Below are 18,830 nucleotides of genomic sequence, written 5' to 3'. Positions count from 1 at the left end.
GGCCTGAAGTATATATGATTATCAACCCCAAAGGGTAGTAATAACTGTAGTTGTAACAAAAATAGAAGTATTTCCTCTTGCTGAAAAGGAACGTAAATGAGTTGGATTTTGGTTTAAATGATTCATTTTTTAGAAAAATACTCTTCAAAAGTATTACAATTATACTTATAAAAAAACTAAACTTATTTTTTTACGGTATTCTTATTATGAGGCTTTTTTCGTAGAATAAAATGAACTTAATTGATTGTTAAATAAAAAAATGATAACAATTAAATAAGTCTCCTATTATATTAATCATTTCACTTTAATCAAAATTCACAATTTTCTAAACTCATTTGGCGAGTAAAATTTTATTTTTTAATAAAAAAGTAAGAATATACTGAATATATTCTAGTATTTATTCGATAAAGTGTAAAAATATAACGTTTAAGTGTGTTTTGTATCAAAAAAATTCTATATTTGTATGCGTTAATTATATAATCCTAAAAATGACATCAAAAACCCTTCAAAGTTATAGTTTAATAGTTCTTTTGGTTTTAAGCTATTTTTCTATCCAGGCACAAGTCACTAATGTATTTGATTTTAATACTACAAATCAGTTACAGACTGATTTTACACAAGGTGGTAATTCTAAACTTATCACACAGGGTCAGAAAGATGGAATAGGTGGTTCTGGTACTGTAAATGTATTAGGTGAAACCGATGAGGTTTTTACATCTAAACAAGGTTACTCCATCTCTGGGAAAGGTGCTCATTATGAATTTAAAACATATTTTAAAAGTGAGTATAACAGTGGTTATGGTGGTTTTGGTTTTACTTCAAACCCTAAGGCAACACATCATTTCTATGCGGCTCCAAATGCAGGTCTAGGGATTTCTGTGCATGGTGGTGGCTTTATTTTTAATAGTGGATTAACTGCTGAATCTGGTAAATGGACTAACCCCGATGTGTTAAATAGCACGTCTCCAGATAAATGGTATTTAGCGGTTTTATCAATTGATTTGTTAGGCAACAGTTATTTTGATATGACAGTTAACATATATCCATCCAATGAAGATGGAACTCTTATAAATCCTAATGATCCGATTGAAACCAAAACATGGAAAGTTCAAAATAAGGCAATGGCTAACTCTAAAATAATATACGCCTACTTTGCTTTTGGTGGTCACAGAATTACAAAATTTGATAATTATATTATTAGTCTAAAAGGAGGGTCAACTAGTATAGAAGCAGGGGCGCCAGTGGTTATCGGCAGTTCTGTATTAAATAATTATACAAAGCAAATAGATATAAGTGGAGATGTTACCGATGATAGAGGGGATGATGTCACTGAAAAAGGAATAGTTTACAGTACCTCTGAGAGTCTTCCAACAATATCTGATAATAAAATAACCCTTGGCAGTGGAATAGGTTCTTTTAGTTATGAATTAGAAAGTTTATTAGCAAACTCCATCTATTATATCAGAACTTATGCTAAAAATTCAAAGGGGGTATCTTATGGAAGTCTAAGTTCTATAGATACCAATGACCTTCAGGATATAGAAATTGATTTTAAAGCAAAAATTAAAACATACCCAAACCCTTCAACTAATTATATAAGTCTTTCTGGTTTAGCCGAATCTGAAAATTATACTATTTATAATATGCAGGGAAAACAAGTAAAGCGAGGTACCGTAACAAATGATGATAAAATAGAGGTGAAATCACTGACTAAAGGCATGTATCTTTTAAAATTAGAAAATTTTGAAATAATAAAGTTTATTAAAGAATAGATATTTTAAGGGCTTCTTTCAGTTTTTAAAAAAATTTACTCAAATCCTTAGATGAAATTTAGCTAAGGATTTTTTTATTGCCTAAATTGTAGCTTTATTTTCTCCATTCAAAAACATGAATTCTATATTTTATTTTAAATCTCTTTACAATCCATGAAACTATTTTCTAAAGAACAAATTTATGAAGGCGATCAGCTAACCATTGAGCGTCAAAAAATATCTTCTACAGATTTAATGGAAAGAGCTGGTACTCAAATTTTCAATTGGATAAATCTGAGAATGCAAGGAGCACAGGTGCCAATACATATTTTCTGTGGTATTGGAAATAATGGTGGAGACGGAATGGTTTTGGCAAGACACTTGATTTTAGAAGGTTATAATGTTAAAACCTACATTGTAAATTATAGTGATAAACGAAGCAAAGATTTTTTAATTAATTATGACAGAGTTAAAAATATAACTAAAAAGTGGCCTGAATTTGTGCATAATCAGGATGATTTTCCAGAAATCAAACAAGATCATGTTATTGTAGATGCTATTTTTGGTATTGGCCTTAACAGACCTGTTGCGGATTGGGTAAAAAAATTATTTATTCATCTTAGAAAATCAAAAGCCTTTACGTTATCAATTGATATTCCGTCTGGCCTGCAGACTGATAGTATCCCATTAGATGACGACTGTGTTGTTTTGGCATCTTATACCTTGAGTTTTGCATCACCGAAATTAGTATTCTTTTTGCCTAAAACGGGTAAATTTACTATCAATTGGGAAGTTTTGGATATAGGTTTGGATTCTGAATTTTTGACAAACACAAACACAACATTTAATTTAATTGGAAAGTACGAAGCTATTCCAATTTATATCCCTAGAGATAAATTTTCTCACAAAGGGCAGTTTGGTCATAGTTTAATAATTGGAGGTAGCTATGGTAAAATGGGTGCGGTAACTTTAGCAAGTAGAGGCGCATTAAGTGCCGGCGCTGGTTTAGTGACCGCTTTTATTCCGAAATGTGGATATCAAGTATTACAATCTTCATTTCCTGAAGCCATGGTGATTACCGATGCAAATGATGATTATATTACTAATGTTGAATTTAATTTTAGTCCTTCAGTCATTGCTTTTGGAATAGGCGTAGGGGTCAATATGAAAACTGTGGAGGCATTTAAGGTTTTATTAGAAACTAATAAAGTGCCAATGGTTATTGATGCGGATGGCTTGAATATATTATCCAATCATCCTCATTTTTTGGAGTTATTACCAGAGGAAACCGTTTTAACACCGCATCCTAAAGAATTAGAAAGGTTAATAGGAACATGGAGTCATGATTTTGAAAAATTAGAAAAGGCTAAAGAATTTTCAAATAAACATAAAGTTGTTTTAGTGATAAAAGGTGCTAATACAATTACAGTTTTTGAAAATAAATTTTACATCAACGCTACCGGAAATCCGGGGTTGTCCACAGCAGGTTCTGGTGATGTATTAACTGGAATTATTACAGGATTAATTTCACAAGGTTACAATCCTTTATCTGCCGCTGTTTTTGGAGTCTATTTGCATGGGAAATCTGCAGATATTGCTGTTGAAGACTATGGCTATCAAAGTTTAATCGCTAGCCATGTAATTGAGTATTTAGGAGCGGCTTATATGGATTTATTTAAACAACCTGAAACATCTTCAGAAAAACATAAAGATGATGCATAAAAAAAGCTGCTATTAGCAGCTTTTTTTATTTCTTACAGTTCTAAACTATTAAAAAGTTGTAAGAGTTTTGGACTTGAAGGTCTCGGAGCATCTGGATTAACAACTGTTCCGTCAGGACCAATTAAAATAAATCTAGGAATACTATTCACTTTAAAACCTCTTGTAAAATCTGATTCCCAAGCTTTATCGGCAAATAATTGTGTGCCGCCCATTTCCTTTTCAGCAATCATTTTTTTCCAACCTTCTTTTGAAGCTTCTACGGTTTTTTCTTTATACCCTCTGCCATTATCTACAGAAATACTCACGAATTCTATGTTTTTTCCATGATAATTTTTTTCGATTTCTTTTAACGAAGGTATTTCAGCTTTACACGGACCACACCAAGTTGCCCAGACATCAACATACACGTATTTCCCTTTAAAATCTGATAAGGAACTTGTTCCGCCTTTGTAATTTTCATAATTAACGAAAGCAGGAGATGGGATTCCTAATAAATCTGCAAATTCTGCAGCTCTCTTTTCTTTATATTCCTTTTGCTTGGAGTAGTAACCTAACATTTCATCCATGAACTGGTCAATTTCGCTTCTTTCAGAGGCATATAAAGCAGTATCAATAGCTTTATTTGATTCTAAAAAATCACTTAATGAAGCATTAATATCTGAAATTTTCGATTTAAATTCTGGCTCTTCAAAATCAAACAAACTTGGCGGGTAAATTGTTTCCTGCATTAGCGCTTTTTTAGCCAGGTAATTATTGGTTTCTGCACCAATACCTGAATAACTTATGGTTTCATCAAACATTTTAGCATCTAAATTCATGTTTAATTCATACCCGTTTTTCAAAAACAGTGTGGTACTTTCTCCACCATCGTAAAAGTTATATTTTCCGTCCGCCACTTTTAAGGTGTCACTAAAGGTGCCGTCTTCATTTACTTTAATGGTTTTAGTATATTCTCTATTGCTAATAACGATGCTGTCACTGTTTTTATCAATTATTTTTCCTGTAAATAATACATAATCTTTAGGTTCATTTTTACAGGCTAAAATCCCTAAAACGCTTAATAACAAAATAGTTTTTTTCATTTTTATTTATTTTATAACGTAAAAATAAATATTTCTAAGTTTTAAGCAGATAAATTTATTAATTATTAACATTTGTTGTGTAATTTATACGGAATGTAGACTTTTGGATTAAATTAAAATATTCAATGAATCCCTATCATATCATTTCTTCAAAAGTTTTGGATTTAACTACCATAAAACGTATTATATCTGAACAAAAAAGACTACAACTCTCAGAAGAATCTATTGTAAAAATAAATAAGTGCAGAGCTTATTTAGATAATAAACTAAAAGGTCAGAATAAACCTATTTACGGTATTAACACTGGTTTTGGTGCCTTGTATAATGTAAAAATATCAAAAGAGAATCTCACCATACTTCAAGAGAATTTAGTCATGTCTCACGCCTGTGGGACCGGAGATCGTGTACCAGATGAGATTGTGAAATTAATGCTGCTTTTTAAAATACAATCCTTGAGCTATGGTCATAGTGGCATTCAATTAAAAACCATTGAAAGACTGATTGATTTTTATAACCATGATATTTTACCAATTGTTTATACACAGGGTTCCTTAGGTGCTTCCGGTGATTTAGCGCCTTTAGCACATTTATCTCTACCTTTAATTGGAAAAGGAAATGTCGTTTTTAAAGGAAAAGAGTTGTCTGTTTCTGAGGTTCAAAATCAGTTTGAATGGCACCCTATTTCTTTACAATCAAAAGAAGGACTGGCTCTTCTAAATGGAACTCAATTTATGAGTGCTTATGGGGTTTATATAATTTTGAAATCACATAAACTGGCTTATTTAGCAGATTTGATTGGCAGTATGTCATTAGATGCATTTGACGGTAGAATAGAGCCATTTAATGAATTGGTTCACTTAGTAAGACCTCATAACGGTCAATTAGAAACAGCCAAACGAATAAGGGAGTTTTTGGAAGGGAGTGATTTAATCAATCAACCAAAAAAACATGTTCAAGACCCGTACTCTTTTAGATGCATGCCTCAGGTGCATGGCGCTTCTAAAGACACTTTAAGTTTTGTAACTAAAACGTTTATGACTGAAATTAATTCAGTCACAGATAATCCTAATATTTTTGTGGAGGAAGACAAAATTATTTCAGGAGGAAATTTTCATGGTCAGCCTTTGGCATTAGCTTTTGATTATTTAAAAATAGCCATGGCTGAATTAGGAAATATATCTGAAAGGAGAACCTTTCAATTAGTATCAGGATTAAGAGGTTTGCCAGTATTTTTAGTTAATAATCCCGGTTTAAATTCTGGTTTTATGATTCCTCAATATACGGCAGCAAGTATTGTAAGTGCGAACAAACAATTAGCAACGCCTGCAAGTGTTGATTCTATAGTGTCTTCAAACGGTCAGGAAGATCATGTGAGTATGGGTGCTAATGCAGCTACGCAAGCCTATATGTTGGTAAATAATGTGGAACGCATTTTGGCTATAGAATTATTTAATGCCTCACAAGCTTTATTTTTTAGAACGCCATTAAAATCTTCTGAATTTATTGAATCTATATTGAAAATATACAGAAAAGACATCTCTTTTGTAACGGATGACAGAGTTTTACATGATGACATCAATACTTCAATTGATTTCATTCAATCCTTAGACATTGATAGTGAGGAGTTATTTTAATGAATTTATAACTTATAGATTAAATCCTCATAATGGACAATTTTTGAAATAATTTTTAAGTCAAAAAGCTGTTTTTGGGTATTTGAGATGGTTTGCTCATCGATAACATTTTGAGACCAATCTGTGAGTGATAACCATTCTTGTACATCCTCAATTTTTTGACCATAACGCTTTGCTATTGTCTGGTCTATATCAGGAATATCTTTAAATACTGCCGTAGATTTGTTGATGATGTTTAAGATGGTTTGAATATTTTTTTTATTCGATTTTATAAAGTCTTCTCTTGCCGCAATTACAAAACAAGGCCATGGCGTTGGGCAATGACCCATACATCTAAAAACACCTTCATCTACAATAGGTTTTGTGGTGAATTTTTCCCATAAAAAGTAATCAGCGGCTCCCTTGCTTAATCCTTCAATAGCACCCTCTAAATTATTGATGACTTTAAACTTGAGGTCTTTCTTTAAATCCCAATGATTATTTTGAGCATTTATATAAGCCATTAAATGGGAACCTGAACCATATCTGCTAATAGCCGCTTTAGTTCCTTTTAAATCTTCAATTTTTTTATAAGGTGAATCGTTTGCAACATGTATACCCCAGATTAAAGGTGATTGCACAAAAGTCTGAATAATTTTAACGGCATTACCTTCAATAATGTCTTTAATAATACCTTCAGTTAGAACAACTGCCAAGTCTATTTCCTTGTTTTTAAGTGCTTTACACATTTCGCCTGTGCCACCGGGGTAATCTTTCCAACGCAAGTTAATACCTTCGTTTTTGTATTCTCCATTTTTAAGAGTTAAATACCATGCAAGATTAAAGTGTTCAGGTACGCCACCAATATTAATTTCAATCATTATACTAAATCCTTTCCAAAGTATATTTTATAAGATTTTCAATCACTAGCCCTGGATTTTCGCTAAAAGTTCCGTTGGCTCTGTTTACAATAATCGCATTAATTGACAGGGCTTTATGGCCTAATAATTTTGAAAGTCCATAAATAACGGAAGTTTCCATTTCAAGATTAGTTATTCTCAAACCATTGAAGCGAAAAGAATCAATTTTATGGTTTAATTCTGGGTCTTGCAAAGGTAAACGTAATACACGCCCTTGTGGTCCATAAAAGCCACCGGCTGTAGCAGTTACTCCTATGAAGGTTTTGTTGCTACCCAACTTTTTTTCTAAACTAGTATCATTATTAATGATTAAAGGTCTTCCTTTATTGGGGTTCCAATTAGTGTGTGTTATGAAAGCATTTTCAATTTCTGGATTTGTTACCGGGTCTATTTGATAAGCATGTAACATGGCGTTTAGATCCAATCCATGTGTGCTCAATACAAAAGAATCGACAGGAATGTCATTTTGCAGAGACCCAGAGGTTCCCACTCTTACAATATTTAAACGGGTTAATTTTTCTTTGGGTTGCCTGGTATTTAAATCAATGTTTACAAGAGCATCCAACTCATTTAAAACAATATCAATATTGTCTGGACCAATTCCAGTAGAAATTACGGAAAGACGTTTTCCTTTATAGGTGCCAGTATGCGTTTTGAATTCTCGCTTTTGTGTTTTGAAATCAACAGCATCAAAATATTTTGAAATTTTTTCAACTCGGTCTTGATCTCCTACCAAAATGATGGTTTCAGCTATGTTTTCAGGTTTTAAATTTAAATGATAAACGCTTCCATTTTTATTTAAAATGAGTTCAGATTCTTTAATGGGCATTGCGTATTGTTTTAATGAGTTTATTTTCTTGTTTATTAAAGTGAAAATCAAGTTTATTAACACCTCCAAATGTAATATTGTTATTCAATTCATAAGCAAAATTATACTTGCCCAAAAGGGCTTCATGACCTTTGCGGTTAAGTGAAAGTCTGTTTTCGTCAAATATAATAAAAAGACTAAGCTTATTAATAATTCTGTTGAACTGAATATCGCTATATCCATAATAACCCTGATAATTTAAAGCATAGCCTAGAAGCTGATTTTTAGATTTAATGTCATTATCTTTAACAATTTCTAAAAGATTTTGTTCTAAAACATCAAGTCCAGATTTAGAATCAGGAAAACGTTTTAAATGTGCTTTAAGGCAATTATTTAAATATTTAAAATTTGAAGTTTTAACAATATAAGGTTTTAATAGGTTATGATCTTTACCGCAATAGATATTCCATATACTTTTTGCTAATTCAATATCTTCAGTAGTTAATTTTATTTTTTCAGAAAAATGTTTATGAAGTTGCACAGGAGATAATTCTGTTAAACCTTTTAGGTTTTTCTCTCCTTCAATTCTACCACTACAAACTAAATAAAGAGGTAATCCAATTTTCTTTTGACTTAATAATTTAATAACGCCAAGCATATTTATATGACAGAATAAATCATATTCAAACCATAGAATGATTTCGTCATACTTTTCAGTATGATCAAGAACCATTAATTCTCCTTTAATTTCTTTAATATCTAATTCAATGTCATAAAAAGCATTGAAAAAAGAAGCGCGTTTTTTTAAAAAAGTATCAGAATTTATGTTCGACATAGTAGGGCCTTCGCATAACATTTCTTCCCAGGTAAGGATATCTCCGCTGTAGTCTAATTCTTTTAGAATACCAGTCAAAATACTTCCGTTAGTAATATGAAGTGTTTTTTCAGACATTAATTATCCTCCCACACGTTTTACGTTAAACCCTTTGTCTTTTAACATTTGCATGATTTTATCACGGTAATCACCTTGAATGATGATTTTGTCATCTTTAAAACTGCCGCCAACGCTTAATTTTTGTTTTATTTCTTTGGCTAAAAGTTTAAAATCTTCATTTGCACCAGTATATCCTTCTAAAATAGTGATTGGTTTCCCTTTGCGTTTTTCATATTTACAAATAATGGGCTCGTCCTGCAACCATATACTATTTTGGTCTTCTGTTTTATCTGAAGGAACCTCCTGAATATGTTCAGGGAACAAATTTTTTAATTGATCTTGCAAATCCATAATAGTGTATTGCTATAAATTGAATTATTTTTTAATCAGACCTAGTTCAATTAATCGTTCATTTAAGAATTCACCGGCAGTGATATCATCAAAGGCCTTTGGATTATTTTCATTTATACAACCTTCCAAAACATCTAATTTCATATCACTGATAGGATGCATAAAAAATGGAATGGAATATCTTGAGGTGCCCCATAATTCTTTGGGTGGATTAATGACTTGATGAATAGTAGATTTTAATTTATTATTAGTGTGTCTGGAAAGCATATCACCAACATTAATCATGAGCTCATCAGGTTCAGCAATGGCATCTATCCATTCACCTTTATGATTTTTTACTTGTAGACCTCTTCCCTGGGCACCCATAAGTAAGGTAATTAAATTGATGTCACCATGGGCCGCTGCTCTGACAGCTTCTTTAGGCTCCTGAGTGATTGGCGGATAATGTATGGGTCTTAAAATAGAGTTACCATTTATTATGTAATTATCAAAATAAGTTTCTTCTAAACCTAAATGCAACGCCAAGGCACGTAAAACATATTTAGCAGTTTTCTCAAGCATTCTGTAGGCCTCCTTTCCAACTTTATTAAATTTAGGAAGCTCTTCAACGATGACATTTGAAGGATATTCAGCTTCTAATTTTGGATTGTTTTCCACATATTGTCCAAAATGCCAAAACTCTTTTAAATCGCCTTCTTTTTTTCCTTTGGCACTTTCTTTTCCAAAAGACACATAACCTCTTTGGCCACCAATTCCTGGTATTTCATATTTTTGTTTGATTTCAAGAGGTAAATTGAAAAAATTCTTTACTTCTGTATATAGATTTTCAACTAATGTCTCATCCAAAAAGTGCCCTTTTAAAGCTACGAAACCAATCTCTTCATAGGCTTTGCCTATTTGTTTAACAAACTGTTGTTTTCTTTCATTATCTCCCGAAATAAAATCCTTTAAGTTAACGCTTGGAATGCTATTCATTATTTATTGTTTTATTGGATACAATACAAATGTACAAAAACAATGTAAGGTGCAGATATCATTATTTATTTAACTTGATTCAAACAAATTGCCTTTTTATGGTATATTTGATACGATAATTAAACACCCATTTATGAGTTCATCTTCCTTATTAAATAATATTCATTATAATAGACAAAATATTGATAATGAGACCTTAATAGCGATTTACAAAAATTTATTAAAGCCAAGATTAATAGAAGAGAAGATGCTTATTTTATTGCGTCAAGGAAAAATAAGTAAATGGTTTTCTGGAATAGGGCAAGAAGCCATTTCGGTAGGAGTAACCATGTCTTTAAATCCGGAAGAATATATCTTACCGATGCACAGAAACTTAGGTGTTTTTACAACGAGAGAAATTCCTTTATACAGATTGTTCAGTCAATGGCAAGGAAAGGCCTCTGGTTTTACAAAAGGGAGAGATCGATCTTTTCATTTTGGAACTCAGGAATACAAAATAATTGGAATGATTTCCCATTTAGGTCCACAACTTGGAGTAGCAGATGGCATAGCATTAGCCAGTGTATTAAAAAATAAAAATGAAGTCACTGCGGTTTTTACCGGAGAAGGAGGAACAAGTGAAGGCGATTTTCATGAGGCTTTAAATGTGGCCGCTGTCTGGGGATTACCAGTGATGTTTTGTGTGGAAAACAATGGTTATGGATTATCAACACCAACTAATGAACAATACAAATGTGAGCATATAGCAGATAAGGGTATTGGGTATGGAATAGAAAGCCACATCATTGATGGGAATAATATTCTTGAAGTTTATACAAAGGTTAATGAATTAGCTAAAAGTTTAAGACAAAATCCCAGACCTGTTTTATTGGAATTTAAAACCTTTAGAATGAGAGGGCATGAAGAGGCCAGTGGGACTAAATATGTTCCTCAAGACCTCATGGATGCATGGGCAAAAAAGGATCCTGTAAGGAATTTTCAAACCTTTTTAAAAAAGGAAGGCATCATAAATGAGGAAATTGAAAGTGCTATTGAAGGTGCTATTGTTCATGAAATTAATGAACATTTGAAACTCGCTTTTGATGAAGAATTGATTGTACCAAACAAAAGAGAAGAATTAAATGATGTGTATAAACCATTTATATATCAGGAAGTTAACAGTGATTCAGAACTTAAAGAAATACGTTTTATAGATGCTATTTCTGAGAGTTTAGAAAGCAGTATGGATGTCCATGAAGATTTAATTATTATGGGTCAAGATATTGCTGAATACGGAGGCGCATTCAAAATAACAGAAGGATTTTTACAAAAATTCGGAAAGAAAAGAGTTAGAAATACACCCATTTGTGAATCGTCTATTATTGAAGTGGGCATGGGGCTTTCAATTGCTGGTATAAAAAGTGTTGTAGAAATGCAGTTTGCAGATTTTGTTTCTACTGGTTTCAATCCAATAGTAAATTATTTGGCTAAATCACATTACAGATGGAATCAAGAGGCAGATGTAGTCATCAGAATGCCTTGCGGTGCAGGGGTTAGTGCAGGCCCCTTTCATTCTCAAACAAATGAAGCCTGGTTTACTAAAACCCCTGGTTTAAAAGTTGTTTATCCCGCTTTTCCTTATGATGCCAAAGGATTGTTGGCAACCGCAATTAATGATCCTAATCCAGTATTATTTTTTGAACATAAAGGTTTATACAGAAGCATCAGGCAAGAGGTTCCTTCAGGGTATTATACATTGCCATTTGGAAAAGCTTCAATTATAAGAAAAGGGAATCAAGTAACCGTTATTTCTTATGGATCAGCGGTTCACTGGGCATTGGAAGTATTAGATGAAAATAAAGATATTGATGCTGATGTCATTGATTTAAGAACGCTGCAACCTTTAGATACGGAAACTATTATTGCTTCAGCAAAAAAAACAGGACGCGTTATTATACTTCAAGAAGACACCTTGTTTGGTGGAATTGCAAGTGATATTTCTGCATTAATTATGGAAGAATGTTTTGAAAGTCTTGATGCTCCTGTTAAACGAGTGGCTAGTATGGAAACACCCATTCCTTTTATTAAGCAGTTAGAAGAGCAATATTTGTCTAAAAATAGTTTTGAAGTAGAATTAAAATCATTGCTGGCTTATTAAATTTTATGGTATAAAACGTATATTGTATCGTAATTAAAACGATACATACATGTTTTTACGATTTTATGGATTAGTTTTCTGTGTACTATTTTTGAGTAGTTGTAAAGATGATTTTGAAAAAAAATATACATGGCATACTATTAAAGTGACTGCAACCGCCTATAACTCTTTAAAAAGTCAAACTGACTCAAATCCTCATATTACAGCTTACGGTGATAGTTTAAAGCCTGGCATGAAATATATAGCGGTTTCAAATGATTTGATAAAAAAGGGATTAAGACATAACACTCCAGTGAAAATAAATGGCTTGGAAGGCATTTATTTAGTTAAGGATAGAATGCACTCTCGTTGGCAAAATCGTATAGATATTTATATGGGTATTGACGTTAAAGCGGCAAGAGAATGGGGAAGAAAAAAAGTGACTATTGAATATGGAATGCTAAAAAAGTCTGATTCTTTATAAGAGGTAGCGGTTAATGTTCATGTAAATTAAATCTGGAGATAATTTTTCTATATATTTTAGGTATTATTTCCATACCAATGACATTTTAATTGACGATAAAAAAAAGACGCTACTTATCTGTAACGTCTTTTTTTATTCCAATTGTAACTTTTTGTATTACTTAAAGCGGATATTAGATGATTGCTGTTCAAAGTTTTCATAATTGATTGCGTTTTAATTTTTTTGATTGATTGTTTTTTTTGATGATATTTACCTGAAACGTCTTTTACAATTCCAGTTGTACTTTTTTGAATTTTTTAAAGATTCTGTTAATTGATTGCTGTCTAATGTTCTCATGATTATTGTTTTTTAATTGATTATACTATATAGACGACATGAAATAAAAAATGTTACAGTACTATGTATAACATAATAATAAATTAACAAAATTTAACGTTTTACTTTAAAATAGGAGAGGATTTCTGCTATAATTTGAATACATTCCATTTTTTAGGAATGATTATTGTTAAATGAATGTAAAATATCTTAAGAAGAATGGATACTGTTTATTTAAAGAAATATATTTGTTCATTAATTTGAAAGATCCATACAGATTATGTTGAAATAACATATTTATTATAGTTTATGAAAATTCATTTTATTTATATATTCATTTTTTGTTTATCCTTGTCTCTCAATGCTCAAATTGATAGTCAAAAAAAATCTACACCAATCCCGGCTATTGAAAGTAAAAAGGATACAGCTAATTCAAGTATTTTGTTTCCTTCAAATCCAAAATCAGATAATAATTTTGGTGGATTAAATAGTCCTAAAGCAAATTCAGAATTCAATTTACCTAAAAAGGAATTTTCAATGTTTGGAGAAACTTTTGGTAATCCAGGAGAGTTATATGAAAAGAGATTAAGTAAAAACATGGCCTCTATTAAACAAGAAATGTATTTAGGTTCAAAAGGAAGTACAACCGACCAATATTTTGGCGATTTTACTACAAAATCTAAATATGTTTACGTTATGTATAGTGATTACGGTGAGCAAGATGGCGATTATATTAATGTTTCAGTAAATGATGACATTATAAATCCTCGAATTATGTTAACAAATGCAAGTCAAGGTTTTAAACTTGATCTAAAAGAAGGTTTTAATAAAATTGATTTTTTAGCTTTAACAGAGGGATATCTTATGCCTAATACGGCCTTTTTTAAAGTGGTTGATGATCAGCAAAACGTTATTACATCCAATTATTGGGCTCTTGCGGTAAATGTAAAAGCAACCATTATTATTGTTAAAGAATAGTTTTTGAATGAATAAAAAAAAGCCTCTTAATCTTTTTAAGAGGCTTTTTTTTTATCATTTTTAATTGTTAGTTAATCTTTTAAAGGTTGTATTATTTCTTTTTTTAAATGCTTTGCATAAAAACCCATCATTGCTTTATAAAGATCAATTCTATTTTCCTCTTTTCCATAGCCATGACCTTCATCATATTTTACCATATAAGGCACATCATATCCTTTATTTCTTAGGGCACTCACTATTTGATCAGATTCATCAATATTAACCCTTGGATCATTGGCGCCTTGAATTACAAATAGAGGTTTTTTAATTTTATCTATTTGATAAACAGGAGAGACTTCTTCCATAATAACTTTTTCTTCTGGAATAGACTCATCATACCAAATTTCTTTTATAATCTTTAAGTAAGGTTTCCAATAAGGTGGGATTGTATTCATAAAAGTGAATAAATTTGAAACACCTACATAATCTACACCACAAGCATATAAATCAGGTGTTTTTGTGAGACCTCTCAAAACGGCATAGCCTCCATGGCTTCCTCCATAAATAGCAGCATTATCTTTATCTACCCAACCTTGAGTAACTACATATTGTAAACCATCTTCCACATCATCCATGGCTTTTCTGCCTATTTCTTTGAATCCAGATTCCAAAAACGCTTTACCGTAGCCACCAGATATTCTGAAATTGACTTGTAAGGTAGCATAACCGCGACTTGCAAATAATTGTGCTTCTGGATTAAATCCCCAAGAATCTCTGATTCCTTGAGGGCCACCATGTGGATTTACAATAACAGGAACTTTTTCTCCGTTTAAAGCTTCTTTAGGAAGCGTTATATAGCCATGAATTGTTTTTCCATCTCTGCTTGTAAAAGTAATTGGTCGCATTTCAGCCATATCTTTTTCAACCAATTGTGGCATTAAATTATATAGTAACTGAAACTCATCTTTTTTGGCGTCATAAGAATAATAGACCCCATATAATTTATCACTTTGAAGAAAGATTAAATATTTACTTTCGTCATCTGTTGCATCGGCGATAGTATAGTTGTAATTCGGAAACTTAGAAGTTATTCTTTCGTGCAGTTTTTTGTAATAACTACTCACAGGAACAATAACATTTTTATCTCCTTCATAACTGAAGTAATCCAATTCATAACCTCTATTTCTAGACAAACTCAAACCAGAAACATCATAATTGTCATTTGAAAATAATTCTTTAATAATTTTATCTTCCTTTAAATCATATAAATAGATTTTTGATTTATCGCTAAAAAGATTTGATGACACATAGGCTTCATGAGGATTTTTAGAGGCATAATTAAAACTATTAATTGAAAAGGCATCTTTCCAGCTTAATTGCTTTTTTAAGTCATAGCTTGTTCCGTCAAGAGTATAATAAAGTTCAATGTTAACACCGTCTTTTAATTTTGAAAATCCTCTCAGATTTCCATCTTTATCAAATACATATCCCATAATAGGATTTTCAGCATCTTCATTTTTATATAACTGATTTAATTCTCCGGTAATAATATTGATTTTATACGGTTCAAATATTTGAGGATTGTTTTGATTCATTGATATGATCATATGATCTTTATCTTCCTTTAACCCTTCTAAAATTTCCACTTTTACACCGTCAAAAGGCGTTAATTCTTTTTGGTTATTGCCATCAATATCAACAGCAAATAAATGATAGTCTTCATTACCTCCTTTGTCCATGATATAAACTAATCTAATATCATTTGCCCATCCAAATCCTCTGATAAGCTCCTCTTTTTCTTCAATAACACGTTTAACTTCTCCCGTTTCTAAATTTTTGACATACACATGATTTTTTAAATTTTCATCCTTTTCACTGTATGACATATAGGAGCCATTAGGAGAAAAACTAAAAGATCTTGCTTTGGGTTTTGCAAAATAATCTTCAACTGAATACTTAAAATTTTCAGCATTCCAATTAGCAAGCTTGTCCAAGTCTTCTTTTGATGTAGGTAATGATATATTGCCAGGCAACACTTTTTCAGTTCTTTCAAGGTTTAACGGAAGTTCCATGCCGGCTTGATAAAATGTACCAGTCAAAGTATTGTCTACCAAAGTTCCTACATATTTTATACCTATTTTACTGGATATAATAGTTATGGTACTTTCAGAAAATTTTGTTTCATCCATTGGTATTCCTGTGGCTCCTTGAGAAGGACTATCCATAGTGGAAGAAAAGACTCCAGCTTCTTCACTTACATCAAAAACAAGTGGGATTTGCGTTCCTTGAACCTCTAAGGTTCCTTTCCATGAGCCTGAAATAATTTGAGCATTTACTTGAAACACTAAACCAACAAAAAGAATAAAGGTGGTAATAATTTTTAAAATAGAATTTTTCATATTACAGCTTGGTTTTAAATTAATTTAATATTATTAACTGTTATTAGTTGATTTATTAGAAGCAACTTTTATTTTTTTGTTACATAAAAATAAAAAAACGATTAATCATTCGTTATAAACCCTTTAAAGATGTTATTTTTGCACGCAATCAAAATGCCGATATGTCAAAAAAGACTGATTTAGAAGAAAGAAAAGAGGGTAAGGAATTATACGCATATCAAAAGGGAGCTATTAATCAAATTTTCAAGTTGTTTGAAGAAGCTCCAGACGATTATCATTTATTATATCAATTACCTACTGGTGGGGGAAAAACGGTTATATTTTCTGAAATTGTAAGGCAATACTTGAAGCATCACAATAAAAAGGTATTGGTGATGACTCATAGAATTGAGCTTTGCAAGCAAACGTCTTCAGTGCTTTCAGAATTTGGTGTTTTGAATAAAGTTATTGACAGCAAAGCAAAGTTGGATGACCAAAATGAATTCAGCTGTTTTGTGGCCATGGTTGAAACGCTTAATAATCGTCTTAATGACGACAAATTGGATATTTCAGATATTGGTTTGGTTATCATTGATGAAGCTCATTATAATTCTTTTACGAAACTTTTTAAATTTTTCAGTAAATCATTTGTATTAGGTGTTACTGCTACACCATTAAGTTCTAGTATAGAATTACCAATGACTGATAATTATGATGAATTAATTGTTGGTGAATCTATTGAATCATTAATAGAAAACGGCTTTTTGTCAAGGGCCAATATGTTTACTTATAATGTAGGTTTAACCTCATTGGTTGTGGGTGCTAATGGTGATTATACAGTGAAGTCTTCTGAAGATTTGTATACAGATAATGACATGCTTACAAAGCTATTAAGTGCTTATGAAGAGCGGTCCAAAGGGAAAAAGACACTGATTTTTAACAATGGTATTAACACTTCTCTACATGTTTATGATACTTTTAGGGCAGCAGGTTATCCAATTGCCCATTTAGATAACACAAATACTAAAAAGGAACGAGCTTTTATTTTGAGATGGTTTAAAAAAACACCAGATGCTATTTTAACTTCTGTTAGTATTTTAACTACTGGTTTTGATGAACCCACTGTAGAAAGTATTATTTTAAACAGAGCTACCAAATCGTTAACCTTGTATTATCAGATGATTGGTCGTGGCTCCCGTATCTTAAAAAACAAAAAAGAGTTTGATGTTATTGACTTAGGGAATAATTTCTATCGCTTTGGTCCTTGGGGCGATAGTTTAGACTGGCAACGCATCTTCAGGTCTCCAAATTATTATTTAGATTCTTTATTAAACGATGAAGAGCTAGAAAGTAACTTTAGATATGAAATGCCCGATGCATTAAGAGAAGAGTTTTCAAAATCTGAAGAAGTAAGCTTCAACATCCATGAAACCTATATTAATTCCATAAGAAACGGAGAATCTTCAAAAGTTGTATTAGAACGTTCTATTGCGCAACATGCTAAAATATGTATTGAAAACAGTGAAGATGTTTATGATGCTTTGGCCTTAGCTAAATTACTTGGAGAGGATATAGATTTTAGAATAAACAGGTATACAAAATGTATCAGTAAAAGCACTTTTAATTTTGTAGAATGGCTTAAAGGGGAGTATAGAAAAAAGTTGAATGCTTATTTACGTTCAAATTTTGATGAGATTTTTGAATCTATACATGGTTACGCTCCTAAAGAATAACAATAGTTCCTATTTAAATTTATTATACTAATTTTTAGATACTTAAAATTTACACTACCTTTACAGCATATAAGCATGTTAAGGTAATTTTGTATAATTTTTTTATTACGTAAAAGTTTCTCGTTCAAAATTTTATAAAAAATTAAATTCGCATAAAAAACAAGTATTAATTTAAAGCAAGAAAATATAAAAAATGGCAAAATCGCAAGTGACGTTTAATAAAATTGAAAAAGAAAAAAAACGCCTAAAGAAACGAGAAGAAAAGCAAAAGAAAAAAGATGCTAGAAAAGCGGAATCAAAAGAAAACCCTCAAGGTATTCAATTTGCTTATGTAGATTACAATGGTAACTTAACTGATACACCACCAGATCCTACACTGAAGGTAAAAGTGGAAGCTGAAAGTATAGAAATTGGTGTTCCCAAAAAAGAAGATAGAGAAGAAGAAGACCCAATTAGAAAAGGAAAAGTATCCTTTTTTGATTCGTCTAAAGGGTTTGGTTTTATTATCGATAGTGAGTCACAAGAAAAATATTTTGTTCACGTAAGCGGTTTACTTGAAGACATTCAGGAAAATGATAAGGTTCAATATGAACTTGAAAGAGGTCAAAAAGGAATGAATGCGGTTCGCGTAAAAAAAATCTAAATTTTTATTCTCGACTTCCATTAGTTATTAAATAAAACTAAATCGTTA

Annotated in this window: 15 protein-coding genes; 8 read left to right on the top strand and 7 right to left on the bottom strand. The window is 31.4% G+C overall.

Features of this window, described 5'->3' with window-relative positions; all coding sequences use genetic code 11:
* The first annotated feature begins 488 nt into the window (after window positions 1-488).
* The gene (locus V8G56_RS11555; RefSeq protein WP_395438609.1) at window positions 489-1,772 is read left to right on the top strand and encodes a T9SS type A sorting domain-containing protein; all 1,284 of its coding nucleotides are present in this window, start codon (window positions 489-491) and stop codon (window positions 1,770-1,772) included.
* A gap of 153 nt (window positions 1,773-1,925) precedes the next feature.
* Window positions 1,926-3,473, top strand: coding sequence for an NAD(P)H-hydrate dehydratase (locus tag V8G56_RS11550; protein WP_395438608.1), 1,548 nt, complete (start codon window positions 1,926-1,928; stop codon window positions 3,471-3,473).
* A gap of 32 nt (window positions 3,474-3,505) precedes the next feature.
* Here V8G56_RS11550 and V8G56_RS11545 read toward each other — a convergent pair whose 3' ends face one another.
* On the bottom strand, window positions 3,506-4,555 hold the full coding sequence (locus tag V8G56_RS11545) for a TlpA family protein disulfide reductase (RefSeq protein WP_395438607.1): 1,050 nt from the start codon (window positions 4,553-4,555) through the stop codon (window positions 3,506-3,508).
* A 125-nt stretch (window positions 4,556-4,680) separates the two neighbouring features.
* On the opposite strand from V8G56_RS11545, the gene hutH reads away from it, so the two are divergent.
* On the top strand, window positions 4,681-6,189 hold the full coding sequence (gene hutH, locus V8G56_RS11540) for a histidine ammonia-lyase (protein WP_395438606.1): 1,509 nt from the start codon (window positions 4,681-4,683) through the stop codon (window positions 6,187-6,189).
* 5 nt (window positions 6,190-6,194) lie between these two features.
* Here the strand turns inward: hutH and V8G56_RS11535 are convergent, their stop codons facing one another.
* From V8G56_RS11535 to V8G56_RS11515, 5 genes are read right to left on the bottom strand one after another with little or no spacing between them, the layout of a single operon-like run.
* On the bottom strand, window positions 6,195-7,049 hold the full coding sequence (locus V8G56_RS11535; protein WP_395438605.1) for a substrate-binding domain-containing protein: 855 nt from the start codon (window positions 7,047-7,049) through the stop codon (window positions 6,195-6,197).
* 4 nt (window positions 7,050-7,053) lie between these two features.
* Window positions 7,054-7,917, bottom strand: a complete 864-nt coding sequence (locus V8G56_RS11530) for a nucleoside phosphorylase (RefSeq protein ID WP_395438604.1) — start codon at window positions 7,915-7,917, stop codon at window positions 7,054-7,056.
* A complete protein-coding gene (locus V8G56_RS11525) occupies window positions 7,907-8,848 on the bottom strand; it encodes a DUF1835 domain-containing protein (RefSeq protein WP_395438603.1) in 942 nt (313 codons plus the stop codon). Before V8G56_RS11525 ends, V8G56_RS11530 begins: the two co-directional genes overlap by 11 nt.
* Before the next feature lie 3 nt (window positions 8,849-8,851).
* Window positions 8,852-9,181, bottom strand: coding sequence for a translation initiation factor (locus tag V8G56_RS11520; RefSeq protein ID WP_395438602.1), 330 nt, complete (start codon window positions 9,179-9,181; stop codon window positions 8,852-8,854).
* Between the two features lie 24 nt (window positions 9,182-9,205).
* Window positions 9,206-10,156, bottom strand: a complete 951-nt coding sequence (locus V8G56_RS11515; protein WP_395438601.1) for an isopenicillin N synthase family dioxygenase — start codon at window positions 10,154-10,156, stop codon at window positions 9,206-9,208.
* Between the two features lie 133 nt (window positions 10,157-10,289).
* On the opposite strand from V8G56_RS11515, the gene V8G56_RS11510 reads away from it, so the two are divergent.
* The 3 genes from V8G56_RS11510 (at window position 10,290) to V8G56_RS11500 (ending at window position 14,049) form a co-directional block, all read left to right on the top strand.
* The gene (locus tag V8G56_RS11510; RefSeq protein ID WP_395438600.1) at window positions 10,290-12,293 is read left to right on the top strand and encodes an alpha-ketoacid dehydrogenase subunit alpha/beta; all 2,004 of its coding nucleotides are present in this window, start codon (window positions 10,290-10,292) and stop codon (window positions 12,291-12,293) included.
* Between the two features lie 49 nt (window positions 12,294-12,342).
* Window positions 12,343-12,756 (top strand): 3D domain-containing protein, encoded by a 414-nt coding sequence (locus V8G56_RS11505; RefSeq protein ID WP_395438599.1) that lies wholly within the window; start codon window positions 12,343-12,345, stop codon window positions 12,754-12,756.
* A gap of 624 nt (window positions 12,757-13,380) precedes the next feature.
* Window positions 13,381-14,049, top strand: a complete 669-nt coding sequence (locus V8G56_RS11500) for a hypothetical protein (protein WP_395438598.1) — start codon at window positions 13,381-13,383, stop codon at window positions 14,047-14,049.
* Between the two features lie 71 nt (window positions 14,050-14,120).
* On the opposite strand, the gene V8G56_RS11495 is transcribed toward V8G56_RS11500, so the two are convergent.
* Window positions 14,121-16,427, bottom strand: coding sequence for a S9 family peptidase (locus V8G56_RS11495; protein ID WP_395438597.1), 2,307 nt, complete (start codon window positions 16,425-16,427; stop codon window positions 14,121-14,123).
* Between the two features lie 161 nt (window positions 16,428-16,588).
* Between V8G56_RS11495 and V8G56_RS11490 the strand changes: the two genes are divergently transcribed.
* Window positions 16,589-18,139, top strand: coding sequence for a DEAD/DEAH box helicase (locus tag V8G56_RS11490; protein ID WP_395438596.1), 1,551 nt, complete (start codon window positions 16,589-16,591; stop codon window positions 18,137-18,139).
* Window positions 18,140-18,332: 193 nt separating this feature from the next.
* Window positions 18,333-18,782: a cold-shock protein gene (locus V8G56_RS11485; protein ID WP_331628644.1), complete on the top strand. Its 450-nt coding sequence runs from the start codon at window positions 18,333-18,335 to the stop codon at window positions 18,780-18,782.
* The last annotated feature ends 48 nt before the right edge of the window (window positions 18,783-18,830 follow it).

This window comes from Gaetbulibacter aquiaggeris, from assembly GCF_044003965.1.
In the GTDB taxonomy this organism is placed as follows: Bacteria; Bacteroidota; Bacteroidia; order Flavobacteriales; family Flavobacteriaceae; genus Yeosuana; species Yeosuana aquiaggeris.
The sequence above is the reverse complement of the archived record's forward strand: the minus strand, read 5'-3'. Positions and strand labels throughout refer to the sequence as shown.